The 21,767-nt window shown below is 71.8% G+C and carries 23 protein-coding genes; 8 read left to right on the plus strand and 15 right to left on the minus strand.

Annotated features, from left to right (window positions below; genetic code table 11):
• Positions 1–85 precede the first annotated feature (85 nt).
• Together ACZ7L7_RS13245 and ACZ7L7_RS13250 are read right to left on the minus strand one after the other, a co-directional pair.
• A complete protein-coding gene (locus ACZ7L7_RS13245; protein WP_285516750.1) occupies positions 86–481 on the minus strand; it encodes a metalloregulator ArsR/SmtB family transcription factor in 396 nt (131 codons plus the stop codon).
• Positions 482–680: 199 nt separating this feature from the next.
• On the minus strand, positions 681–1,412 hold the full coding sequence (locus ACZ7L7_RS13250) for a dienelactone hydrolase family protein (protein ID WP_472075820.1): 732 nt from the start codon (positions 1,410–1,412) through the stop codon (positions 681–683).
• Positions 1,413–1,707: 295 nt separating this feature from the next.
• On the opposite strand from ACZ7L7_RS13250, the gene ACZ7L7_RS13255 reads away from it, so the two are divergent.
• Positions 1,708–3,129: a DUF5685 family protein gene (locus ACZ7L7_RS13255; protein ID WP_472075822.1), complete on the plus strand. Its 1,422-nt coding sequence runs from the start codon at positions 1,708–1,710 to the stop codon at positions 3,127–3,129.
• Positions 3,130–3,184: 55 nt separating this feature from the next.
• Here ACZ7L7_RS13255 and ACZ7L7_RS13260 read toward each other — a convergent pair whose 3' ends face one another.
• From ACZ7L7_RS13260 to ACZ7L7_RS13280, 5 genes are all read right to left on the minus strand, one after another.
• Entirely contained in the window at positions 3,185–4,051 is an 867-nt protein-coding gene (locus ACZ7L7_RS13260; protein WP_453602380.1) for an AraC family transcriptional regulator, read from the minus strand.
• 45 nt (positions 4,052–4,096) lie between these two features.
• A complete protein-coding gene (locus tag ACZ7L7_RS13265; protein ID WP_471592458.1) occupies positions 4,097–4,894 on the minus strand; it encodes a phytanoyl-CoA dioxygenase family protein in 798 nt (265 codons plus the stop codon).
• Between the two features lie 398 nt (positions 4,895–5,292).
• Positions 5,293–6,471 (minus strand): MAB_1171c family putative transporter, encoded by a 1,179-nt coding sequence (locus ACZ7L7_RS13270; protein ID WP_471592459.1) that lies wholly within the window; start codon positions 6,469–6,471, stop codon positions 5,293–5,295.
• A complete protein-coding gene (locus ACZ7L7_RS13275; protein WP_285516745.1) occupies positions 6,468–7,082 on the minus strand; it encodes a toxin in 615 nt (204 codons plus the stop codon). The genes ACZ7L7_RS13270 and ACZ7L7_RS13275 overlap by 4 nt, the downstream gene beginning before the upstream one ends.
• A 93-nt stretch (positions 7,083–7,175) precedes the next feature.
• Positions 7,176–8,570 (minus strand): NAD(P)/FAD-dependent oxidoreductase, encoded by a 1,395-nt coding sequence (locus ACZ7L7_RS13280; protein ID WP_285516744.1) that lies wholly within the window; start codon positions 8,568–8,570, stop codon positions 7,176–7,178.
• A 435-nt stretch (positions 8,571–9,005) separates the two neighbouring features.
• Between ACZ7L7_RS13280 and dacB the strand changes: the two genes are divergently transcribed.
• The 4 genes from dacB (at position 9,006) to ACZ7L7_RS13300 (ending at position 13,459) form a co-directional block, all read left to right on the plus strand.
• Positions 9,006–10,334, plus strand: coding sequence for a D-alanyl-D-alanine carboxypeptidase/D-alanyl-D-alanine endopeptidase (dacB, locus tag ACZ7L7_RS13285; protein ID WP_453602370.1), 1,329 nt, complete (start codon positions 9,006–9,008; stop codon positions 10,332–10,334).
• Positions 10,335–10,348: 14 nt separating this feature from the next.
• Positions 10,349–11,425 (plus strand): sigma factor-like helix-turn-helix DNA-binding protein, encoded by a 1,077-nt coding sequence (locus tag ACZ7L7_RS13290; protein ID WP_285516742.1) that lies wholly within the window; start codon positions 10,349–10,351, stop codon positions 11,423–11,425.
• A 171-nt stretch (positions 11,426–11,596) separates the two neighbouring features.
• Positions 11,597–13,201 (plus strand): transglycosylase domain-containing protein, encoded by a 1,605-nt coding sequence (locus tag ACZ7L7_RS13295; protein ID WP_453602401.1) that lies wholly within the window; start codon positions 11,597–11,599, stop codon positions 13,199–13,201.
• Between the two features lie 87 nt (positions 13,202–13,288).
• Positions 13,289–13,459 (plus strand): hypothetical protein, encoded by a 171-nt coding sequence (locus tag ACZ7L7_RS13300; protein WP_285516740.1) that lies wholly within the window; start codon positions 13,289–13,291, stop codon positions 13,457–13,459.
• A gap of 2 nt (positions 13,460–13,461) precedes the next feature.
• Here the strand turns inward: ACZ7L7_RS13300 and ACZ7L7_RS13305 are convergent, their stop codons facing one another.
• From ACZ7L7_RS13305 to ACZ7L7_RS13315, 3 genes are all read right to left on the minus strand, one after another.
• A complete protein-coding gene (locus ACZ7L7_RS13305; protein ID WP_285516739.1) occupies positions 13,462–13,908 on the minus strand; it encodes a DUF6069 family protein in 447 nt (148 codons plus the stop codon).
• Positions 13,909–13,937: 29 nt separating this feature from the next.
• Positions 13,938–14,936, minus strand: a complete 999-nt coding sequence (locus tag ACZ7L7_RS13310; protein ID WP_285516738.1) for an RNA polymerase subunit sigma-70 — start codon at positions 14,934–14,936, stop codon at positions 13,938–13,940.
• A 145-nt stretch (positions 14,937–15,081) separates the two neighbouring features.
• A complete protein-coding gene (locus ACZ7L7_RS13315; protein ID WP_285516737.1) occupies positions 15,082–15,399 on the minus strand; it encodes an Imm51 family immunity protein in 318 nt (105 codons plus the stop codon).
• 113 nt (positions 15,400–15,512) lie between these two features.
• Here ACZ7L7_RS13315 and ACZ7L7_RS13320 point away from each other — a divergent pair, with 113 nt between their 5' ends.
• Positions 15,513–15,926: a VOC family protein gene (locus tag ACZ7L7_RS13320; protein WP_285516736.1), complete on the plus strand. Its 414-nt coding sequence runs from the start codon at positions 15,513–15,515 to the stop codon at positions 15,924–15,926.
• Here the strand turns inward: ACZ7L7_RS13320 and ACZ7L7_RS13325 are convergent.
• Positions 15,923–16,393 (minus strand): hypothetical protein, encoded by a 471-nt coding sequence (locus tag ACZ7L7_RS13325; protein WP_285516735.1) that lies wholly within the window; start codon positions 16,391–16,393, stop codon positions 15,923–15,925. The two genes, ACZ7L7_RS13320 and ACZ7L7_RS13325, sit on opposite strands and share 4 nt — an antisense overlap.
• Before the next feature lie 97 nt (positions 16,394–16,490).
• A complete protein-coding gene (locus ACZ7L7_RS13330) occupies positions 16,491–17,108 on the minus strand; it encodes a dihydrofolate reductase family protein (protein ID WP_285516734.1) in 618 nt (205 codons plus the stop codon).
• Between the two features lie 130 nt (positions 17,109–17,238).
• Between ACZ7L7_RS13330 and ACZ7L7_RS13335 the strand changes: the two genes are divergently transcribed.
• Entirely contained in the window at positions 17,239–18,327 is a 1,089-nt protein-coding gene (locus ACZ7L7_RS13335) for a hypothetical protein (protein WP_472076035.1), read from the plus strand.
• Between the two features lie 49 nt (positions 18,328–18,376).
• Here ACZ7L7_RS13335 and ACZ7L7_RS13340 read toward each other — a convergent pair whose 3' ends face one another.
• From ACZ7L7_RS13340 to ACZ7L7_RS13350, 3 genes are all read right to left on the minus strand, one after another.
• Positions 18,377–19,117 (minus strand): hypothetical protein, encoded by a 741-nt coding sequence (locus ACZ7L7_RS13340; RefSeq protein WP_472075827.1) that lies wholly within the window; start codon positions 19,115–19,117, stop codon positions 18,377–18,379.
• Between the two features lie 203 nt (positions 19,118–19,320).
• Positions 19,321–19,701, minus strand: a complete 381-nt coding sequence (locus tag ACZ7L7_RS13345; protein ID WP_471429795.1) for a DUF6069 family protein — start codon at positions 19,699–19,701, stop codon at positions 19,321–19,323.
• Positions 19,698–20,309 carry a TetR/AcrR family transcriptional regulator gene (locus ACZ7L7_RS13350; protein ID WP_285516731.1) on the minus strand — a complete coding sequence of 204 codons (612 nt, stop codon included), beginning with the start codon at positions 20,307–20,309 and terminating at the stop codon, positions 19,698–19,700. Before ACZ7L7_RS13350 ends, ACZ7L7_RS13345 begins: the two co-directional genes overlap by 4 nt.
• Positions 20,310–20,555: 246 nt before the next feature.
• Here ACZ7L7_RS13350 and ACZ7L7_RS13355 point away from each other — a divergent pair, with 246 nt between their 5' ends.
• The gene (locus tag ACZ7L7_RS13355; RefSeq protein WP_472075829.1) at positions 20,556–21,734 is read left to right on the plus strand and encodes a hypothetical protein; all 1,179 of its coding nucleotides are present in this window, start codon (positions 20,556–20,558) and stop codon (positions 21,732–21,734) included.
• Positions 21,735–21,767 lie beyond the last annotated feature (33 nt).

The following is a 21,767-nucleotide window of genomic DNA, read 5'->3' on the forward strand; positions in this document are numbered from 1 at the left end:
AGATCAACGTTCTCTACGCCATCCTGCGCGACCGTCGCCCCTACGAGGCCCGGCCGCCTCTTCGTCTCGTGGCTTGACAACAGCATTAGGCAGCGTCCTCCTTGGGGTGGGGTGCTGCCTGCTGGTCGCCCGGCGATTCGGCCCGCCTCCGGTCCCGTCGCGTGCGGTGGACCTCGGTCTCCAGCGCGGCCAGCCGCTGCGTCCAGGCGTCGGGCCGGGGGTCGGCGAACTGGGCGAGCCAGGCGGCGAGGTCGCCCAGGCGGGAGGGAACCAGGGAGTAGTGCCGGTGGCGGCCGAGCTGCTCGTCCCTGACCAGGCCGCTCTCCCGCAGGACGCGCAGGTGCCGGCTCACGGCCGGCCTGCTGATGGCGAACCGGGCGGCTATGTCGCCTGCCGTCAGCGTGGACCGGCGCAGCATGGTCAGGATCTCCCGGCGCACCGGGTCGGCTATGGCGTCGGCCACCTCGCTGAGTTCGTCCACGCCGGAAGCGTAACCTATTGGTTACGCGTTCGGGCGGCCGCCCGGCCTGGGCCGAGTCGCCCGAACAGGACGGACGTGCGGCGGCGCGCCGCGTGACCGGGTCAGTCCGCCACTTCAGGTGACCTCCGGACCACCCTCGTTTACGGACCGGCCCGCGGGCCACGGCCGTCCCGGGGCGCCGTTCACGCAGCGGGCCGCGTCAGCGGAGATGACGGGCGAAGAACTCCACCGAGCTGTCCAGCTCCCATCCGGGAAGGTCGCCGTGCTTGCCCGGGTTCACGTGCAGCGACTTGTCGGTCGAGGCGAACGCGTCGAACAGGGCCAGGCTCTCCTCTCGCGGCACGCGTTCGTCGTCCCACTGCACCAGGAACTCCACCGGGATCGTGATCCGTGCCGCGGCCGCGTGCAGGGTCGGGGCGCCGCCCAGGCCCAACACCGCTGCACGGACACGGGGTTCGGCCGCGAGGAAGGGGACTCCGAGGCCGCAGCCGAGGGAGACGCCCCAGTAGCCCACCGGTCCGGTGCCGACGTGGGTGAGTTGTTGGACCGCGTCCAGGACGGTCCGCCACTCCGGTACCGTCCGGCGGGCGACCAGGGCCTGGAAGTCGGCGATGAGGGTGGCCAGTTCCTCTCCGGCCTCGACGCGCGCCGGGATCTCGGTCGCGATGCGGTCGTATGCCGAGTCCACGGGCCGGTCCCCGTGGTTGGGGACGTCGACCGCCACCGCGGCGAAACCGCATTCGGTCGCGAAACGGTGGGCCAGGACCAGGATCTCGGGGTCCTTCTTGTGCCGCCCGCCGCCGTGCCCCATCAGGATCAGGGGACGGGTACCGGCGGCCTGTTCCGGTGTCCACAGGACGCCGGGGATGTCGTTGAGGGAGAAGAGCTGTTCGCGGATGCCTTCGGAGCATGTGTCCGACGTCAGGCGCATAGCGTGGTGAGCCTTTCGGGGTACCTTGCGGGCTCCCTAGGCCATGCGAGCGAGGGAGGCCCGACCTGTCGTGGTGTTGATCGGTCTCACCTCCCCGGTTCACGGCCATGCACGGCGGCGTCGAAGGTATCCCATCCGTGGTCGGACGGGGAAGGGCAAACACCCGTACGGACAGGCCTTAACATGTCGCCCGTCGGGTGACGGGCGGTCCAGTGCCGCACATAGTCGTAGGGCCGGTGCGGCGCCGTCCGTCTGGCTGTGTCCTGGCAGCTGTGAACTACGGGGGAGAACGTCGATGTTCGGAATCATCAGGCCCTGCCGTCATCGCCTCGGCGAAGGCATGCGCACCGAGTGGATGGCGCATCTGTGCGGGCTGTGCCTGGCGCTGCGCGGTGAGTACGGGCAGTTCGCCCGGGTCGCCACCAACTACGACGGGTTGATCGTGTCGGTGCTCACCGAGGCGCAGTCCGAGCGCACCGGTGACTGGCGGCGCGGTGCCGGTCCGTGCCCCCTGCGGGGGATGCGGTCGGCGGATGTCGCGCAGGGCGAGGGTGCGCGGCTGGCGGCGACGGTGTCGCTGGTGCTGGCCGCCGCGAAGGTACGTGACCATGTGGCCGACGGCGACGGGCTGTTCGGCCGTCGGCCGGTGACGCTGGCGGCGCGCAGGATTGCCGACGGCTGGGAGCGGGCCGGGGCCGTGGGCGGCCAGGGGCTCGGTTTCGACACCGCGGTGCTGCTGGACGCGGTCGAGCGGCAGGCGCAGATCGAACGCCGCACCGGTACCGGCGACTCGCTGCTCGCCGTGACCGAACCGACCGAGACGGCGACCGCCGCCGCCTTCGCGCACACCGCCGTCCTCGCCGGTCGCCCCGGGAACACCGAGCCGCTGGCCGAGGCCGGCCGGCTGTTCGGGCGGCTGGCGCATCTGCTGGACGCGGTGGAGGACCTGGACGCGGACCGGGCGTCCGGCGCGTGGAACCCGATCGCCGCGACCGGCGCCACCCGCACCGACGTGCGCCGGCTCTGCGACGACGCCGTCCACGGGATTCAGCTCGCCCTGTCCGACGTCGCGTTCACCGACGGCCGGCTGGCACGGGCACTGCTGGGCGGCGAGCTGGAGCGCGCCGTGGACCGTGTCTTCGACCCACGGCACCATCACCACGAGCACCGCCACCAGACACGGGCCACGCGCCTGCTTCCCTTCCTGGGACGCCGTACGACGACCGGGGCCCTCCCGGGGAGCGACTCCGGGACGGGCTCGACCTGCGGTGTCGGGGCACTCACGGGTACGGCACCCGCCGACGGCCGCATGGCGTCGCGGCGGTCCTCCGACGGAGAGTGCCGCAGATGCGGCCAGTGGCGTGAGCTGTGCCGTGACTGCCGGTTGTGCCGCAACTGCTGCATCTGCAGCGACGACGAAGGGCCGGACGACTTCGAGCCGTGGCAGACCGGTGAAGGCGGCGGTGGCGGCTTCCGCGAGGGCTCGGGCGGCCGTGGCGGTTCCGGTAAGGACGGGTCGGGCCGGGACGGATCGGGCGGCGACGGTTGGTCCGGAGGCTCCGGCAATTCCGGCGGGGGCGGCTGGTCGGGGGGCTCCGGCGGTTCGGGCGGGGGCGGCCGGGGGTCCGGCGGCTCGGGCGGGGATTCCGGCGGCTGCTGCGACGGCGGGGGCTGCTGCAACCCGTGCAAGTGCTGCGACTGCTGCTGCTGCGACTGAGCAACGCGACAGCCCTCCCGGCGCCGCGTGCGCACTGCTCCTGCCGTGGTGACGCTCAGCCCTGCTCGGGCTCCACGGCGAGCCACAGCTCGGCGTCGGCCTCGGTTCCGTCCGCGGACAGGCGGGTGCGCAGGATCTCCGGGCCCGGGCGGGTGCGGTACGGGTTGGAGGGGAACCACTCCGTGAACGCGTCCCGCCACAGCTCCTGGATCGCCTGCGGTGCCGGACCGGATGTGGTGAAGACCGCCCAGGTACCGGCGGGGACGGCGAGCGTCGCCGTCCCCTCGGGGGCCGGTGCGCCGGTGATCACGGCCTGGTAGTAGTCGAGTTCGGTGCCCTCGGCGCGGCTGGGGTCCAGGTCGTCGCAGACCGCGACGATGCCGTGCGGCTCCTGGTCCGACAGTTTCCCCAGGCGGTCGAGGGTCTCGGGGGCGATCCCGCGGACAAAGGACATGATCGCCTGGTTCGGGCCCCTGTGCACCAGGGGCACCCGCGTCTTGAGCCCGACGACGCGGAAGGCTTCCTTCTCCACGATGCGGTACCGCATGGTGCTGCTTCCTTCGGTGGTGAGGCGAAAGGCCATCCGGGACTGGGAGTTGAGCGCCGCGCCGGTACGCCGTGCCTCGCCCGGTCCGATGCCGTGCATGGCCCGGAACGCCCGGGTGAACGCCTCGGTGGAGCTGTAGCCGTAGCGCACCGCGATCTCCAGCAAGGTGTCGCGCCCCGCCAGTACGTCGGCACCCGCCACGGTGAGGCGACGGCGCCGGATGTACTCCGACAGCGGCATGCCGGCGAGCGCGGAGAACATCCGGCGCAGGTGGTGCTCCGAGGTGGCCGCGATACGGGCCAGGTCCGTCACGTCGAGAGCCTGGTCGAGGTGCCGCTCGATGTGGTCCAGGGCTTGGTTGAGCCGCTCCAGCACGACCAGCTTCCCTCGCTTCTCTCCCTTGAGCCGCTCACGCGTGGATCACTCCTCGGCGGCGCTGTGGCCTGCGGCTTCCCTTCCGAGACCCAGGCGGATCGCTGTCTCCACGGGAGAGTACGCGCCGTCCGCCCGCTCCAGTTCGTACGGCGTGGCCGGCATCAGCGGTGGCTGGGCCAGGAAGCGCGGGCGGGTGCCGTGGTGCGGTTGTGCCGCGTGCACCAGGAACGGGTGGCAGAGGAAGACGTCGCCCGGGCTTCCGGTGGCGAGGACGACAGGGCGGTGTTCGGACGCCGCGGTGATGTCCGGGGCGAGGGTCAGCCCGCTCGCACCGTCCTCGCCGTACTTCTCCAACACCTTCGGTACGTCGAGGTGGGAGCCCACTCTGATCCGCGTCGGGGCGTCCTGCTCGCCGACCTCGCTGAAGAGGAACAGCATCAGCAGTGCCCTGCCGCGGGAGTGCAGATTCGTGAAGTACCAGCTCTCCCCGTCCGGCAGGTAGCTGCCCTCGATGTGCCATCCCGCGTCGTCCGGCTCCTCCTCGTGCGGGAACCGGAGCGGGAACGTGCCGAGTGAGTAGCGCGGCTCCCAGCGGCCAGGGCCGACGAGCAGGTCGTACGCGTGGTGCAGTTCCGGTGAATTGGGTGCCGCGGCGAACGGGCCCTGGGCCAGGCCGCCCACCCAGTGCACGGGCTGCGTCCATGTCGACGGGTCGTCCGGGTCGCAGCCGGTCTCCCGCCACAGCAGGCGCGTGCAGTCCGCGGCCACGCGCGGCGCGACGGCACCCTCCAGCTTCACGAAGCCGTCGCGCAGGAAACGGGTTACCAAGGTGTTGTCGTCCATGGCCCCATCGTGCGGTGCGGACGGGCACGGCCACCCGACATTTACCGCACCGATTCTGTCGGGTGGGGGGACGCACGGAGCAGGGGTGGCATCGGTGTCCTGGAGCGAGGCTCACCTTCCCCAACTACTTTCAGCCGTGATCTATCGCAGTGGCTGGTTCTTGGTGCATGGTGTGCGGGCGGGCACCCCACCACTCCCCCGGGTGGGGTCCCTTGGCGGAGCCCTGCTGTGCGTCCCCCGCACAGCAGAGCCCGCATAGCCTCCCGGCTCCCCACGGGAGGCTGCCCGCATGCTCGGTCATGAACGACCGCGATCAAGAAGGTACCGGCTGTCACCAGGCGGCATCGCCCCCAGGCCTGGCCGGTGCCCCCGCAGGACCCGGCTGGTCCGGCGGCCGGCTACGGGGCTCGTTGAGCCAGGTCGTGGGGCAGGTTGTGGAGGAGGGCTTCGGCTCGGTGTGGGCGGGTCATGGCTCGGGAGATCGGGGCGAGGTGGTCGGTGATCGCGGGGCCGATCCGTGGGGTGTGAGTGTCCTGGGTGCGGGGGCGGCGGTGGGCGTAGGCGTCCAGGGCGGCGCGTAGGGCTGCGGCTCCGGCCAGGGCGCGGGACGTGTTCGCGTCGTGCTGGGTGGCCGCCTGTTCGTATGCCTGGTGGTACAGGGTTTCGTCGAAATAGGGGGCCAGGCGCAGGAGGGCGTCCGTGATGTGTTGTTGGCGTTGCATCAGGCGGAGGTCCACGGGGGCGAATCTGCTGACCTTGGCTTTGGCCGAGGAAGGTGCGACCGACTCGACGGCGCGGCAGAGCGGGAGCAGGGACCAGTGCAGGATTTGGTCCCTGAGCCTGGTCTGGAGGAACGGGCCCGCTACGGGGAGGATGAAGCCCACGGCAACCAGAGAGCCTCCCAGGAGGGCGAACAGGGGTGCCGCCCCGGTGTTGAGGGTGTCCCAGTCCGCGCCCGCCCAACGGGCCGCGATGGCAAGGGCTTTGGCCGCGACGAAGGCGACGCCCAGGGCGTAGCCGGACTGGAGGCAGATCAGGCCGGTCTTGAGCCAGTGGCCGCTGACGTGGGGGATCCAGGTCCGGATCATCCAGGCGGACACGACGGTCGAGGTGAGGTAGCCGAGCAGGTAGAGGACGATGTGCTCGCGCATCCAAGGGGTTGTGGCGTAGTACGTGTCCAGGTCGTAGACGCGTTCGCTGGGCACCTCGGCCAGCAGGAAGGTGAGCCACAGGGCCGCGATGACGCTGCCGTAGCCGGTCCAGGCCCAGGCGATTCTCCGGGTGCGGCGGGGTGAGGGTTCCTCGCGCCAGGTGATGATCATGGTGAGGCAGGCGCCGCAGAACGCGTTGATGAGGGAGTACGTCCAGGGCGCCGCGAAGTTCGGTACGCCGGTGATGCTGTTGATGCGGCGGATGTTGCCGGGCATCACCGAGATGAATACCGCCGCCGCGCACAGCAGGACGAACCAAGTGGCCCGGGAATTGGGGTCCTTCCAGGACCGGGTGATCGAGGGGGCCTTCACGGCGAGGCCGGTGAGCAGCAGGACCGCGGGTGGGAGGTACAGCGGGTGGTTCACAGGATCTGCCGGTTGCGGCTGGTCAGGGACAGGCTGATGCGGCCTGCGACGGTCGCGGCGTTCACCGGGCCCTGTGCGTGCGGACCTGTCATCCAGGGGCGTACCGCTCGGCCGAAGAGCAGGCCGAACGTCTCCGCGGCCTGCTCGGTCTCCTCGTGGGACCGGGCGCGGGCGGCGATCGTGAGGAGGGCGTCGCGGGGTACTCGGTGCCCGGTGAGGATGCGGTCCAGGGCGTGTCGCAGATCTTCCGTCGTCCGGTAGGTACCGTGCGTGCGGGCCGCCGCACGCGGCGCGCCGCCCGTGAGGTGGTGGCCGCGGTCCTCCTTCTCCTCGTGCCACAGTTCGTGCCCCAGGATGACCAACTGCGCGGTAGGTGTGGCGCGTTCCTCGACGACGATGACGGAGTGGCCCCCGCAGTCCAGCCGCGCGCCCGACACCTCAAGGTCCGCGGGGAACGCGCTGAGGATCAGCCGGACGGGCCGGTCGCGGCGCTCGCTCATGGCGTCGCAGAAGGCGTGCATCAGCGTGTGCGGTTCGGCCGGCCGCGTGATCCGCTGTGCCGCCGCCTTGCCGAGCTCCGCGAGCAGGGCCTTCATCTCCTTGGCACTCACTGCTGGTCACCTGTTGGGGGGTTGAGGGATTCGGCCATGGTGGTGAGGGGCGCTTCGGGCTGCTGCCCGGGCGGGTGTCCGACGCGTGGCCCGTCAGCAGGCCGCCGTCCGGCGTTCCGCCTCACTCAGCGGCGGGCCCTGGAGCCGTGGTTTCCGCGGACCGAAGAGCATGGGGACGAGCATGTCCGGTGAGAACAGCCGGGTCGCGGGCTTCTCCAGGCCCATCACGTCCAACAGGGCGCCGAGCGCGCGAGGATGGGTGGCGCCGGTCTCGACCGCGCGGTCAACGAAGCGGGCCAGCAGCCGCTCCGTCGCCTTGGGTGGGGTGTCGGTGGCGCCCGGGTAGAAGGCGTCCTGTCCCACTCCCAGGTCCCACGCGGCGCTCACCGGGCGTGCGACGGCTCGCTGCAGGCGCCGGGCAACGCCAGGCGCGGTGAGCCGGGTGGCGCGCACCATGTCCCGGACAGCCAAGGCGCATTGGGCGGCGACCGTCAGGCCGTGGCCGTAGACGGGGTTGTAGCCGGCGACGGCGTCGCCGAGGACGAGGAAGCCGTCGGGCCAGCGCTTGGCCTTCTCGTAGTAGCGGCGGTGGTTGGCCGTGGACCGGGTGATGGCAACGTCACTGAAGGGCTCGGCCCCCTTGAGGAGTTCGCCGATGACCGGATCGCCGAGGCCGAACGCGAAGTCGGTGAAAGCGTCGGGGTCTTTGGTGGGTTCGCCGCCGCGCGTGCCGGACAGCGTGACGATCCACCGGGCGTTCTCGATCGGCAGGATGATGCCGCCCTGCCCCGGCGCCTTGCCGGGGTTGGGCTGGACGTTGACGAGGGGGAAACCGTGCCCGGCGGTGCCGTGCGGGGCGCGGAACAGGCGGGTCGCGTAGACGACACCGGCGTCGACCCGCCGTTCGGGAACCCTCGGCAGCCCCAGCTCGCCGAGCCATCGCGGCGTACGGGAGCCGCGTCCGGAGGCGTCGACCACCAGGTCCGCCCTGAGCGTGGAGCGGGCACCTCCGCCGTCGACACGGACGCCGGTGACGCGGGTGGCGTCGCCCTCCAGTCCCCGTACCGCGGTGTTCTGGAGCACAGTGACGTGCCTGTCCGCGAACACCCGCTCGCGCAGGACCGCGTCCAGCAGGTCGCGGGAGCAGATCAGGTTGCGGTGGTGATTGGCGAGGAATCGGCGGAACCACACCTCGTTCGGCGCCCGGGACACCATGTCGCCCATGATGTGGGCCAGGCGTCCGCCCCGGGTCACCAACTCGTCGACGACGCCGGGCAGCAGTTGGCCCAAGGCGGCCACACCGCCGCTCCACACCATGTGTGCGTGCCGCGCCTGGGGGACGCCCCTGCGCGGCAGGGGGCCGTCCGGCAGGCGGTCGCGCTCGACGAGGACGACGTCTGCCGTATCGGCGAGCGCGGCGGCGGCCAGCAGGCCGCTCGCACCGGCTCCGACGACGACGGCGGTGGGGCGGTGCGCTAAGTCGGGCACGGGGCGGGATCACCTTCTCTGTCGGGCGTTCGCGGGTGGGGTGTGCGGATCGTTCTCGGTGGTGCACGGGGGCAAGGGTGTCCGGCTGTCGCGTCCTCGGTGTGCGGCACCAGTGGGCCACTGCGGTCGATGCGCTGCTCGCCGCATGGCGCAGCGCGGCTCCACGAGGCAGTCCCTGCACACCTTTTGGGCGGCTCGGCTCCCTTACGGCTGAGCAGCGTACGCATAACCGGGACAGCGCTTCAACGCCGGTTCGTCGCCGGCAAGCCGTCCTTGTCTTGTTGCGCATGCTCCTCCGGTGCGCGCGGCCGACCGGGCGGCCGTCGGCGGCAATCCTTTGCCGTTCGCTCACAGAAACCTAAGAACTCGTGCCTAGCTTCGCGTTCAAGATTCACAGCAGGCGTCCCCTGTCCCCCACCTCGCAGAGGCTCTCGCATGCCCACTTCCCTCCACGCTTTCCGCGCCGGCGGACGGCACCGCAAGCCCAAGCACCCGAGCCCCGCCGTGCGCCGGGCGGCCGTTGTCGCTCTCGCCGCGCCGGTCGCCGGGACGCTCCTGGCGGGTCCGTCCGCCTTCGCCGCGGAGAAGTCCGGGACCGGGGCCGCCGTGCTCAACCCCACGGAGCGGAGGATCGCGGCGGATCTCAACTCGCGTGCGCAGGACGCCCGGTTGGGCGACAGGCTGAGCGGTGTCGTCATCGACGCGGAGTCCGGCAGGACCGTATGGGGTCACGACGCGACCACGGCGCTGATGCCCGCGTCCAACACCAAACTCGCCACCGCCACCGCCGCGTTGAAGGTGCTCGGGCCCGAGCACCGGTTCACCACGAAGGTCGTCCACAGTGCCGGCACGCTCACCCTGGTCGGCGGCGGGGACCGTACGCTCACCACCGGTGACCTCACCGAGCTCGCCGCGGCGGCGGCCTCGGGCCTGCGCGACGCGGGTGTCACCTCGGTGAGCGTCCGGGTCGACGACAGCCTCTTCCCCGGACCCACGCTCGCCACCGGCTGGAACAGCGGCTACTACCCGGACAGCGTCGCCCCGGTACGGGCCTTGGTGGTGAACGGCCGCCATGTCACGGACACCTCCCTGGACGCCGGACGGACCTTCGCCCAGCTCCTCACCCAGCAAGGCGTCACCGTCAACGGCAGTGTCACCCGTGGCACGGCGGGCAGCGGCGACACCATGGTGGCCCGGCATCAGTCCGACCAGCTGTCCGTCATCGTCAAACACATGCTCAAGGTGAGCGACAACGACATCGCCGAGTCACTGCTCAGGACGACCGCGCCGGCCGCCGGTCGCCCGGCCACCTTCGAGGGCGGCACCGCGGCCGTACGCGACGTCCTCACCCAGTACGGCATCTCCCTGCGCGACTTCGTGATGCACGACGGCAGCGGTCTCTCGCGCGCCAACCGCATCCCGGCACGGACCATCGCCGGCATCCTCGACGTGGCCTCCGACCCGCGCCACACCGGCACCTTGAAGTACGTCGTGGACGGGCTGCCCGTGGCGGGTGAGGCGGGCAGCACCCTCGGGCCCGAATGGGGTCGCTTCGACACCGCGGACTCCAGCTGCGCCGTCGGCCGGGTCAAGGCCAAGACGGGCACACTCACCGGCGCGATCGGGCTCAGCGGCCTGACCAAGGCCAAGGACGGGAACTGGAAGATCTTCTCCTTCATCGAGAACGACTCCCCCGCGGCCCCGGGAGCCGTCAAGGACGCCCTCGACGGTCTCGCCGCCACGGTCAACGGCTGCTGGGCGTAGTGAGGGCCGAGCAAGTGCCGTACCGTCACAACGACTTCGCCCCCTACGCGCAACAGCACTGGCCCCGCCTGGTCACCACCGCGCACCTCCTCTGCGGCGACGCACAGGAGGCCACGGAGTTGGCGCGCGACACCCTGGTGGGCGTGTGCGCGCGGTGGCGGCGGATACCGCGGGACGACGTGGACTTCTATGTACGGCGGTCCCTGGTCAGGGCGTATCTGCGCGGGGCGCGCCGGGCACACGGCCCGTCCCCGGAAGGGCTGGGCTCTCTGTCCGCACGGCAACGCGTCGTGCTGGTGCTGCTGCACCGGGAGGGCCTGCGCGAGGCGGAGGTCGCCCAGATGCTCGGGTGCTCGGTGCGCGCGGTCAAGAGCCTCGCCCGACTGGGATGCCTGGCCTGCGGGGGTGGCCCGGAGCGACTGCGGGCGCTACTCGCCGCCGAAGTTCTCCCCGGCGCGGTTCCGCTCGACGCGATCGAGCAGCGGGGCCGTGCCCTGCGCCGCCGTCGCGTCGGGGCGGTCGTCGTCGCGTGTGCGCTGGTGCTCGGCCCGTCGGCTGTCCTGGCCGCCGATCGGTTCGGGGGCGGCGGCGATTCGGGCGGGTCGGGGTCGGCCGCGGAGGGCGCGGCGTCGAGCCCGGTGCGGATCGTGACGCCGGGCGAGCGGGTGGAGGCCGTGCGCGGCGTGCGGCTGTGGCTGACCGACAGGGGCAAGCACTGGTCGACACCGCTGAGCTCCCATCAGTTCCTGGGCCTGGCCGAGGACATCACCGGTGAGAACGCCCACGAGAAGGCCGACGACAAGAAGCCGCGTGTCTCGGCGCAGTTGGAGCCGCTGGACGACAGCTTCTTCCTGTCCGGCCTCTACCACGGCTTGTCCACCGCTCCGGGGCGTGTCGAGGCGTCCGTCGGAGACATCAAGGTCACAGGCACGGTCCTCACCCTGGCCGGCAGCCCGGGCTGGGGAGTCTGGTACGCGCGGGCGCCCTTGTCCTCGACGGCGCTGAAGGCGAGCCTCGCCGAGGGCGGTCCGACGGTCACGGTGTACGACGCGGCGGGCAAGGCAGTCGCGCGTTCCGACGCCGGCAGATGAAGCGCGGAAAAGCCCCCGATTCCCCTTCGTCGCGCCCCCTGCAAGTGTGAAAGGCCCCCCGTGCACGCATCCTCCCCGGACCAGGAACCGCCCGCTCAGGCCGAGCCGCCCGCCGAGAACCGGCCCTACACGCCGACCCGTACGAAGCGCGCGCACCGCTACCGCCCGCGCATCCCGCTCCGCCGCCGTCTCCGGCGCACCCGGGGCCGTCGGCTGCGCCGCGCGGCCGTCGCCCTGCTGGTGCTGATCGCGGCACTGTGCGCGACGGTGGTCGTCATGTACCACCTGACGGACATCCCCGAACCGCACCCGGAGACCGTCACCCAGAGCACGGTCTTCACCGATGCCAAGGGCTCCCCCCTGGGGCGCCGCGGCCCCGTCAACCGTCAGGAGGTGCCCCTGTCGCAGGTCCCGCGATACGTCCAGGACGCGGTGATCGCGGCCGAGAACCGCTCCTTCCGCACCGACGACGGGGTCTCCCCGCGTGCCATCGCCCGCGCGACGCTGGCCTCGCTGACCGGTGGGGAGCGGCAGGGCGGGTCCACCATCACGCAGCAGTACGTGAAGAACGCGCTGCTGACCCCGGAGCAGTCATTGTCGCGCAAAGTGCGCGAGGCGCTGATCGCGGTCAAGCTCGATCGCACCCACTCCAAGGACGAGATCCTGGCCGGCTATCTCAACACGGTGTACTTCGGCCGGGGTTCGGCGGGCATCCAGGCCGCCGCGCGCGGCTACTTCGGCGTGGACGCCCGGAGCCTGACCGTGTCCCAGGGCGCGGCGCTGGCGGCGATCGTCAACATTCCGTCGTACTACGAGAAGGCGGGCTCGGATCCGAAGGTGAGCGCGCGGCTCAGGCACCGCTGGGAGTGGGTGCTCGACGCGATGGCGGCGAGCGGCAGCATTTCGGCGGAGCAGCGCGCCGAGGCCGTGTTCCCGCCGTTCCGGTTCTATCCGCCCGGAGCGACCGAGGGGCAGCGGCAGTACATGATCGACGTGGCCGCGAAGGAGGCCGCGGACCGGCTCGGTATCACCGAGGACCAGTTGGCGCGCGGCGGCTACACCGTGCGGACCACTTTCGATCTGGCGCTCCAGGACGCCACGACCGAGCTGGTGAAGGGCATCAAGGGCCGCGAGGGCACCCGGCTGCACACCGCAGTCGTGGCGATCGAGCCCGACGACGGGGCGGTGCGGCTGCTGTTCGGCGGATCGGACTACGCCCGCCAGCCGTTCAACGACGCGGTGGCCGGGTCGGTGGAGGCGGGGGCGGCACTGGACCCCTTCCGTCAGGTCCGCCTCGGCGCCCCGTTGGACGTACTGCCGAGGACCGCGGCCCCGACTCCGCTGAAACTGACCTCGGCGTACGCGACGGCGGCGGCGAACGGGGTGTACGCGGCTCCGTACACGGTCGCGAAGATCAGCCGGGACGGGCGGACGGTCTACACGGCCCGCCCCGACACGCGTCGTGCGATGAACGAGAAGGAGGCTTGGACCGTGCAGGAGGCCATGCGCATGTGGCCGACACCCAAGGCCTCCTCCCTGCCGAGCGATGCGCGGGACTTCTTCACGGCGGGCGCGGGCGGCGGGATCACCCGCCGGACGGTGTGGTCCACCGGGATGGACCACCGGCTCGCCCTGACGGTCACGCTCTTCGCCGACCGGCCCGGCGAGAAGAAGAACACGTCCGTGCCCGCGTTGCTGCCGAGTGAACCGGCGCCGACCGAGACGGCGGAGGAGACCGCTGCGGAGATCTGGCGGACGGCTTTCGGGGAGACGTAAGCCCTTGGGAGGGGCGGGAGTTGCTGAGGCAGGATGCCTCTCGCGCACAGCGCGCGTCCGGCTGACCCGCCCCGCGAGAGGACATCCATGACCATCGCCTTCCTGATGCTCGCACGGCTGCCGGAGGGGCGGTTCGAAGCCTTCGACGCCTACCGGTCCGATCCTCGGCGGGCGGCCGCGGCGCCGCTGCTGGAAGCGTCGGGGGCGGCGATCGAGCTCCTCGCCGTGCGGGACGTCGGCGGAGGGAGCTCTGCCTGACGTCACGTGCTCCGGGCGCGCAGCGCGCGCGTGAGGGTGGGGATCATCACCGCGGCGGGGAGGAGGTGCAGGCCCAGCAGCGCGGTGGTGGTCGCGGTGTCGGCGCCGCCGAGGAGGGGCGGGAGCAGCGAGATCACCGTCAGGGACACGGTGATCCACAGGAATCGCTCGGCGGGGCGGGCGCTCCGGCGCAGGAGTGCTACGGCGATGGCGACGCCCACGGCCGAGCAGAACCCGGTCACAACGGCGAACCCACCGAGCGGGATCGCCTCGGCCCCGTCGGGAACCTCGAAGTCGACGCCGGCGGCTCGGGCGAGGGCGGCGGCGAGAGTGGTGACCGCGGCTGCCGCGAGCGCGGCCGTGAGGCCGGTGGTGGCGAGGCCGCGGAGGCGGTGGGGTCGGGTGGCGGCACGGTCGGCGATGACGCCCGTCTCGGGCATGGCGTTCATGGCGTTACTCCGTCGTTCGCGGGCCGGTGTTACTCGGTGCCGTCCGCCGGCAGGCGCTCGGGCAGCCCCAGGCGGGGGAACCGGTCGGCGTGGAACGTGGTGATCTCGGCGATCGCTCCGTCGGTGATGCGCAGGACGTCGATCGTGAGCGGCAGGTACGCGCTCTGCTCCTCCTGCCAGATGTAGAAGGCGATGGCGGGCCGGCGGTTCACGGCGGTGGGGACACCGCGCAGACCCTTGATGCCCTCGAAGCCCTCCTCGATCCAGTTGCTGACGACGGTGTCGCGGCCGATGTACAGGCCCGGTGTGGGCGGCATCGAGCAGCGGACGTCGTCGCGCAGCATGGCCGCGATGGCCGGGATGTCCGTGGCCACGCTGGCGTCGGTGTAGCGGCGTACCAGATCACGCGTCCGCGCGTCCTCCTCGCCGCCGGTCCAGTCCTGGCGCTCGGCGGGCAGGTGCTCCCGCATGCCGGCGCGGGCCCGCTGGAGGGCGCTGTTCACGGAGTTGACGGAGTCGCCGAGGAGCGCCGCGACCTGCTTCGCGGGCCAGCCGAGCACGTCGCGCAGGATCAGTACGGCGCGGGGGCGCGGTGCCAGGTGCTGGACCGCGACCAGGTACGCCAGCTCGATGGTCTCCCGGGCCACGGCGACGGCTTCCGGCTCGTCTGCGCCGCCCGCGGGGACCTCGTCGAGCAAGCGGTCCGGGTACGGCTGGAGCCACAGGACCTCGCCGCCGGTCGCGGGCTCGGGGCGGTGCTTGGCGAGCAGGTCGAGGCAGGCGTTGGTGGCGATGCCGTACAGCCAGGCCCGGAACGTGGACCGTCCCTCGAACGTCTCCCGGCGCCGCCAGGCCCGCAGGAACGTCTCCTGCACGGTGTCCTCGGCGTCCTCGAACGACCCGAGCATCCGGTAGCAGTGCACGTGCAGTTCCCGCCGGTGCCGCTCCGCCAGCTCGGAGAACGCCGCCTCGTCGACCTCGCCCAGTCCGCTCACGCCCGGTTCCTCCAGCCGCGTGTCCGCGCTCATCACGTCATCCTTCCGCCTCGTCGTGTCCTGTCGTAGGTGTGACGGGCGGGGGCGCGGAAACTCATCACTGGGCTCGCCGGGGGTCACTCTCAGGGCAGGGCATCACGGCATGTGGCGGATGGACCACGAACCGTGGACGGCGAACCTAGTCGTCGAATTCAAACCCGGCCGTCTCGGCGCGGGCGATGAGCTGGCGGACTTCGCTGGGGCTGGAGAGCACGAACTCAAGGGTGGCCTTCAGCTCGGTCAGGTCGCTCAGCTTTCCGCGCGCGCAGAACATGCCGCTCTCGCTGTCGAAGTCGAGGCGTTCGGCGAGGTCCGGCCAGCCGAACTGGACGAGGCCCTCCCAGAAGTAGCCGCTCGGCTCGTGTCCGGCGGCCACTACCGCGGCATCGGCGGGCAGGCCGCCGGCAGCGCATGTCAGGGAGTAGTCCCCGTCGAAGTCGTGGAGGGTGACAGTCACGGCGCGATCTTCCCACAACCGGCACGCGAGCCGCCCGGCCCCACGTTCACCGCACCGGGTTGAATCCGTATATGACTTGCTGACCGAACGGCACCGCGGGCAGGATCGCGCGCATGGTTTCGGTGGTGCAGAACGTCGCGATCGACTGTGCGGATGCCTACGCGCTGGCTCGGTTCTGGAGCGAGGTGCTCGGTTGTCCGATGGACCCGGAGAGCGAGCCGGGGGACGCGGAGACCGCGGTGGTCCTGCCGGACGGCCCGCACCTGTACTTCAACCAGGTGCCGGAGCCGAAGACGGTCAAGAACCGGATCCACCTGTGCCTGCGCCCCGAGACCGCCCGCGAGGAGGAGGTCCAGCGGCTGCTGGACCTCGGAGCCGCTCTCGTCGCCGATCGCCGGGAACCCGACGGATCCGGCTGGGCCGTCCTGGCCGACCCGGAGGGCAATGAGTTCTGCGTGCTGCGCAGCGCGGCCGAGCGTGCGGCCATGTCTTCCCAGGCGGTCGGCCCGGGGTCGGACACCGTCTAGCGGTCCACGCCCCAGCGCCAGAGGAGCTCTCCGCCCTCGGGTACCGCTGCCCAGCGGGCCGCGGCCGCGTCCAGGCGGGGTCCCGTCCTGGCCAGGGCGTCCTCGCCGATCGGTGCGCGGCCGATGCCCCGGCCTTCCGTGGGCAGGCCGCTCCAGACCCGGTAGGCCCAGTTCACCGACATCTCGGCGGCCATGACGGCGTCGCCGCCCCGGCGCAGCACCTTCAGTCCGGAACGGCGGTGGCGACCGGGGTTGATGAGCTCGAAGCCCTGGAACGTGGCGCCGCGCGCCATCGCGCCCCAGAACCCGTCGTCGATGCCGAGGGCGGTCTCCACGACGGCGTGGACCAAGTCGTGCGGCATGGTCGGGCCCGTGGGCTGGGCGGGCAGTCTGACGTCCGGCCCCTTGCGGTCGCGGACCAGGAGTTCGTGCTGGTTGTCCGGCAGCTTCCGGAAGGACATCTCCATATCGCGGGTGACGGTAAGGCAAAGCGGGCGCGCTGCCAATCGATTTTCCCCGTGCCCTTGCGAGGCGGCTTGTTCCCGGTCCTCCGCACCGCCCACCTCACCGCGCGATGTCATAGACCAAGTGCGTCGCGGTGGAGGTCGCGAGCACGCTCCGCTGCACCAGCGTGCGTGGCGCTCCGCCGGTGAACAGGGGTGTCCCTGCGCCGAGTACGACGGGCGCGAGGTGCACGGACAGCACGTCGACCAGCCCGGCCTCGATCGCGGAGCGGATGACGGCGCCACCGCCCATGAGGACGGCGTCGAGGTCGCTGCCGCGGGCCTTCGACGCCGTCTCGGCCAGCTCGCGTGCCGTGGTGACGGCGTCGGCGATGCCGGTGGTCACGAAGGTCCAGTCGAGGTTGACGGTACGCACCGTCGTGGGCGGTGAGCTCGTGACGACGACGAAGGAGGGCTTGCCGACCTCGCCGGCGCCGTAGCCGACGGTGTCGTCCCAGCCCTGCGGGCCGTCGACCACGTCGAAGAGACGGCGGCCGAGCACCACGGAACCGGAGCGGGCGGTGGCCTCGCGCAGGACGCGGCGGTCGTCGGGGTCGTCGGAGAACGCCCAGGTGTGCAGGGCCTCGCCGCCGGTGCCCAGGCCGTTGTCCGGGCCGGGGTCGGGCCCGGTGACGAAGCCGTCGAGCGAGACGGAGATGTCAGCGATGATGCGTGTCATGCCAGGGCAGACTCTCTCCGCCGCCCGAACTCATCGCTCACCCTCCCGGACGTACTGTCAGTGCCGCGTGCCATGATGCCGACGCGTCTCAGGGGAGGGACGCAGTGTGGTGAGCACCGAGGGGTGGGCCATGGGCTCGGGTACGGCACCGGACGGATCGTCCAGGTCGGACGAGGAGTGGGAGCGGTTCCTCCGCGAGTCGGTGGCCGGTGCCGCCGACGCGCCCAAGGAGCCGTCGGCGCGGGCACGTGAGGTGGCCCAGCGGCTGCGCGCCGAACCCGACCGGGGCACGGGGGGCTGGCGCAGCTACACGCCGGCCCAGCCCAAGCGGCGCACGGGCTGGTACGTCGCCGGCTTCGTCGCCGCGCTCATGCTGCTGGTGGTGGCGCTCGCGCCGGGGCGGGCCCTGGACCTGTTCTCCGGCTCCGACTCCACTCCGGCGGCGGCCGAGACCAGCCGGCCGACCCAGGCGCCCCCCACGGACACCGCTCAACGCCCCACCGTGGACGAGCCGTTCCGCGGCTCACCTGCGGCACGCTGGGCGAACGGGGCCGACGGGATAACCGTGCCGAAGGCCGAGCCTGTGGGCTGGATGAGCGAGGGGGAGGTCGGGCAGGCCCTCGCGCGCACCCGGGACTTCCTCGTGGCGGCCGGACTGGACCGCGGGGTACTGCGCGGGGAGCGGCCCAAGGACGCCATCGCGCTGATCAATCCGCACCAGAAGGACGTCCAGGACCTCCTGAGCGCCGCTTTCCGGGCACCGAGCGAGGACAGCGACCCGCTCCTCCTCTTCAGCCGCTTCGAGCCGTCCGGCACCCGCCTGGTCGGCGACATCGTCAAGACCCGGGGCCGACTCTCGTACGAGGAGGGCGAGCGCGGCGCGCTCCAGGTGACCGCCGACGTCACCTTCGTCTATCCGGTCAGGCCGGCCGACGGCGGCAACGAGGTCCTGCGCACCATCGTGCGGCGCGAGCTGGTGGTGAGCTGGGACGACCCCGACAAGGTGGTCACCGAGCCGGGCACGTTCTCGGTCGTCTCCTACAAGTACGACGTCACCAACGGCGGTTGCGGCGACTCCACCGGGTACTTCACCCCGCCCTTCGGCACGGAGGGCGGGGCGGACGAGAACAGCGAGGAGATCGATCCGTACGACCGCAGCGGGCCGGTCGCCGAGGGTGCCTCCGATGACGAGAGTTGCCGCAGGGCGACGCGGTCCTAGCAGCCCGTTGGAGGCACGAGCGGCCTCACACCTCGGAGACGTTCGGCTCCTAGAAGAGCGCGACGAGTCGGTCGCTGAAGGATGCGGCGGCGCCTCCCTTCCCTTCGGCGCGGTACGCACGGATCGCGGGGTCGGCGAGGGCGAGCACGAGCGCCGGGCAGTCCTCGACGTCGTTGGTGTGCTCGGGCTCGCACCCGCCGACGCCGAACAGGTCGTAGCCGGGGCACAGGGCGGCGGCGGGCAGTTCCACGTCCAGCAGCAACGGCTTGCCGGGCGCGACGCGAAACCGCCCGGAGGCCGGGGGTTCGACCGGCTTGCCCTCGAAGTCGCTGTCCACGACGGTCGCGGTGAGTCCGCGGGCGGAGGCGCGACGGCCCTCCCCGTGCGGGCCGTGGACATCGAGGGTGACGCGGCCTTTCGGCAGCGGCGCGGGGAGCAGCAGGGGCCTGGCGGCCGTTCGTATCGCCACGTGCACGGTGAAGTGGGCCGAGCCCTTCGCCTTCGAGCCCGGGTCGAAGGCTCCGTAACTGGTCAGGGCCATCTGCGGGTCGATGTCGCGCTCTCCGGCTCCGCGCGGCTGCGGTCGCCATCCGTCGTTGTCACCGCACTGCGACAGCAGGGCCGTGCCACCGCCCGGAAGCGGGATGTCCCGCAACGGCTGGGCCGGTGCTGTCCGCCGCTGTGTGGACGCGGGCTCCTCCTCGTCGGTGCTGCCGACGTACGTCAGCAGCAACAGGCCCACGACGAGGACGCCGAGGATCGTCCAGGACCGTTCGGAGAGGCGGAACACTCAGACCCGCCTTTGCGCTGCGCTCATGATTCGTTCAGCGTGCGGGACGCCAAGATCGTCACTGTCCGGGCCGATGCCGTGGTACGGCACCGCGGTGGCTGGCTCGGGCAGCGCATCACCATCGAGCAGCCGGGTGCGGCGACTTCTCCTTACCCGAACTGCTGGGCGGCACCGACGACCGTGAACTGGCGCATCCGCCGACCCTATCGCCGGGCGGCCAGTCCCGGGATCAGCACCGCCCCCACCGCAAGGTGCGTCAGGGCGAGGGTCAGCCGCGTGCCGCCGTCCATGCCGTCGCCGAGGAACGGCAGGAAGGACACGGCGAGTACGGCGCCCGCCGCGCTGATCCAGACGGTGCGGGCGCGTGCCGCCACGAAGCGCTCCAGGACCGCCAGCAGTCCCCAGCCGGCCAGCGACGCGAGCAGCGCGACGAACACCACAGGGCCCGCGGTGATGTCGAGCGTCTCCTCACCGTCCACTACCCGCGGTCGGTGTCCCAGCAGCGGGTCCGCGACCAGCCACACCAGGACGGCGGCCAGGACGGCCAGGGCTGTGGCCGCCAAGCGCCTTGACCGCGTGCTCACTTGGTGTCCCCCGACATCGCGCCGTGCAGGAAGACCTCCACCAACTCCTGCGGGGTCAGGTCGGGTTCGTCGCCCGTACGCGGTTGGGTGAAGAGCAGTCCGATGAAGAGGGCCGCGGTCTGCTCCGGCGGGCGGCGCAGGGTCGCCCTGTCGGGCTCCAGCAACTCGGCGAGGGCTTCGCGGATACGGGCCATCGACTCGTCACGGCCCGCTCCGCGTACCGGTCCGGGGTGCTTGCCCCCGCGATGGCCGAGCGAGCCGAGAATCGCGCCCATCCTGGCCATGTGTGCCTGGAGCGCCTCCGCCGACTCCGCCAGCCGCACCGGGAGCGGCTGGGCCATGTCGATGGCGTCGAGTTCGCGGACCGCGTGCTCGGGCGAGAGCGCCTCGGCCACGCATGCCTGGAGGAGTTCGTCCTTGTCGGCGAAGACGCGGAAGATCGTGCCCTCGCCGATGCCCGCGGCGCGGGCGATCTTCGCCGTCGTCACCGCGGCGCCGTACTCGGCGATCAGCGGAATGGCCGTCTGGATGATCATCTGGCGGCGCTGCTCGGGAGCCATGCCGGGGGCGCGGCGCCTGGGGGTCTGGTTCTCCTTGGCTGCTGTCATGCGGCGAGCATACGGAGTGAGCGCTCACTCCGTCAATGAGTGAGTACTCACTCTGGCCCTTGGGGCCTTACCGGTCCCTGGTGGTCGGGGTCGTTGTCAGTGGCGCGTCGTAACCTGCCTTGCATGATCCGCCCGACCGGGCGGGAGGGACGATGGGGTACGGGGGCAAGGGTGCGCAGGCCTGTCGCTGGCGAGGTACACGTTCACTACGGCCAGATCTACGTCGAGAGCGATCCCGACCTCGACATGGATCTGCAGGATTCGTTCGCGGGCCAGGAGGCCGGGCTGTGCGGAGCGGCGGTCCCCGGCGGCCTCTTCCTGCTGACCGGGCTGCACACGGGCGACGTCGGCTTCACGGTCGAGATCCACGACCAGGAGCCGCCGCTGGATCCCGCCTGGGAGGACGTCGTGGAGGTGTCCTTCCGGCCCGGCTCGGACCGCAGCTCGCTCGTGCAGTGGGGCGGTGAGGCCTACTGGGACCTCGGCCTCGAAGAGATCGACTACCGGGTGCGGTACTGCGCCAAGGGCATGGACGCGGGGAACGAGCTGGACACCCGCGTGAAAGAGCCCCAACAGGACTGCTACCTCCTTCAGTTCTGGCCCGCCCCTCCGGCGCCGGACCGTATCGTGAAGCAGACCGCCTCGATCGCCGCCTACTGGCACGACTTCGCCCGGGAGCAGCCGCCCGCCCCCACCGCCGCCGAACGCGCGGAGTCCGAGCGCCAGGCCCGTCTTGAGCAGGAGCGCCAGGAGACGGAGCGCCGGCTCGCCCACGAGCGGTGGGAGTGGGGCGGTCAACTGCCCAGCGAGGCCCTGCGCACCGTCCGGGCCAATACCCGCGGGCTCCTTCCCTTCGATCCGGCTCTGCTGCACACCCTCGACGCCGCCGGACCCGACACCCAGCGCGCGGTCGCCGTGCTGGCGGCCCGCCTCGCCTGCGAGAAGGCCGGGCTCGCCGGTCTCGAATGGGTCGCCGCCGGACTCGACGCGCTGTCCGAAGGGCGGCCGCTGCCGCCGCCCTTCGACGACTGGGACCGCATGTGGGAGGCCCTGACCTCGGATCCGCGCGTCCCGCGCCGTCTCGTGGCCCCTGCCGTTCCGGCCGAACGCGCCCCGTTCCAGCCGCCCGCCGACGACTCCGAGATCTTCCGGATCGTGGGCCCGGCTGCCACCCTGGCGAAGTCCTCACAACCGCTCAAGCCCGTCGGGGGCGCAGGGTCCGGGCTCGCGTTCGTCATCGGCGAGCGCCAACCGATGTCCCAGCCGCACATGGCCCTCCCGGCGGTGCCGGAGGCCGCGGCGAGCGACCCGCTCCAGGCGGTCATCAACGCCGTCCACGCGGCCGTGGTCACCTATGGCGACGACCATCTCACCCTGTTCCGGCGCATATGGGCCGCGTGCGGGCGACCGGCCGCCGCCGATTAATCGATTGGCGCCCGCCCGGCTCCCGGACACAAT

This window comes from Streptomyces sp. NPDC110618 (assembly GCF_055657065.1).

What these genes read in the sequence shown, in the direction of transcription:
- ACZ7L7_RS13250 (WP_472075820.1), bottom strand. Translation starts at nt 1,412, where the DNA reads ATGCGCCTGACGTCGGACACATGCTCCGAAGGCATCCGCGAACAGCTC.
- ACZ7L7_RS13255 (WP_472075822.1), top strand. Translation starts at nt 1,708, where the DNA reads ATGTTCGGAATCATCAGGCCCTGCCGTCATCGCCTCGGCGAAGGCATG.
- ACZ7L7_RS13265 (WP_471592458.1), bottom strand. Translation starts at nt 4,894, where the DNA reads ATGGACGACAACACCTTGGTAACCCGTTTCCTGCGCGACGGCTTCGTG.
- dacB (WP_453602370.1), top strand. Translation starts at nt 9,006, where the DNA reads ATGCCCACTTCCCTCCACGCTTTCCGCGCCGGCGGACGGCACCGCAAG.
- ACZ7L7_RS13300 (WP_285516740.1), top strand. Translation starts at nt 13,289, where the DNA reads ATGACCATCGCCTTCCTGATGCTCGCACGGCTGCCGGAGGGGCGGTTC.
- ACZ7L7_RS13305 (WP_285516739.1), bottom strand. Translation starts at nt 13,908, where the DNA reads ATGAACGCCATGCCCGAGACGGGCGTCATCGCCGACCGTGCCGCCACC.
- ACZ7L7_RS13310 (WP_285516738.1), bottom strand. Translation starts at nt 14,936, where the DNA reads ATGAGCGCGGACACGCGGCTGGAGGAACCGGGCGTGAGCGGACTGGGC.
- ACZ7L7_RS13320 (WP_285516736.1), top strand. Translation starts at nt 15,513, where the DNA reads ATGGTTTCGGTGGTGCAGAACGTCGCGATCGACTGTGCGGATGCCTAC.
- ACZ7L7_RS13325 (WP_285516735.1), bottom strand. Translation starts at nt 16,393, where the DNA reads ATGGAGATGTCCTTCCGGAAGCTGCCGGACAACCAGCACGAACTCCTG.
- ACZ7L7_RS13330 (WP_285516734.1), bottom strand. Translation starts at nt 17,108, where the DNA reads ATGACACGCATCATCGCTGACATCTCCGTCTCGCTCGACGGCTTCGTC.
- ACZ7L7_RS13335 (WP_472076035.1), top strand. Translation starts at nt 17,239, where the DNA reads ATGGGCTCGGGTACGGCACCGGACGGATCGTCCAGGTCGGACGAGGAG.
- ACZ7L7_RS13350 (WP_285516731.1), bottom strand. Translation starts at nt 20,309, where the DNA reads ATGACAGCAGCCAAGGAGAACCAGACCCCCAGGCGCCGCGCCCCCGGC.
- ACZ7L7_RS13355 (WP_472075829.1), top strand. Translation starts at nt 20,556, where the DNA reads ATGGATCTGCAGGATTCGTTCGCGGGCCAGGAGGCCGGGCTGTGCGGA.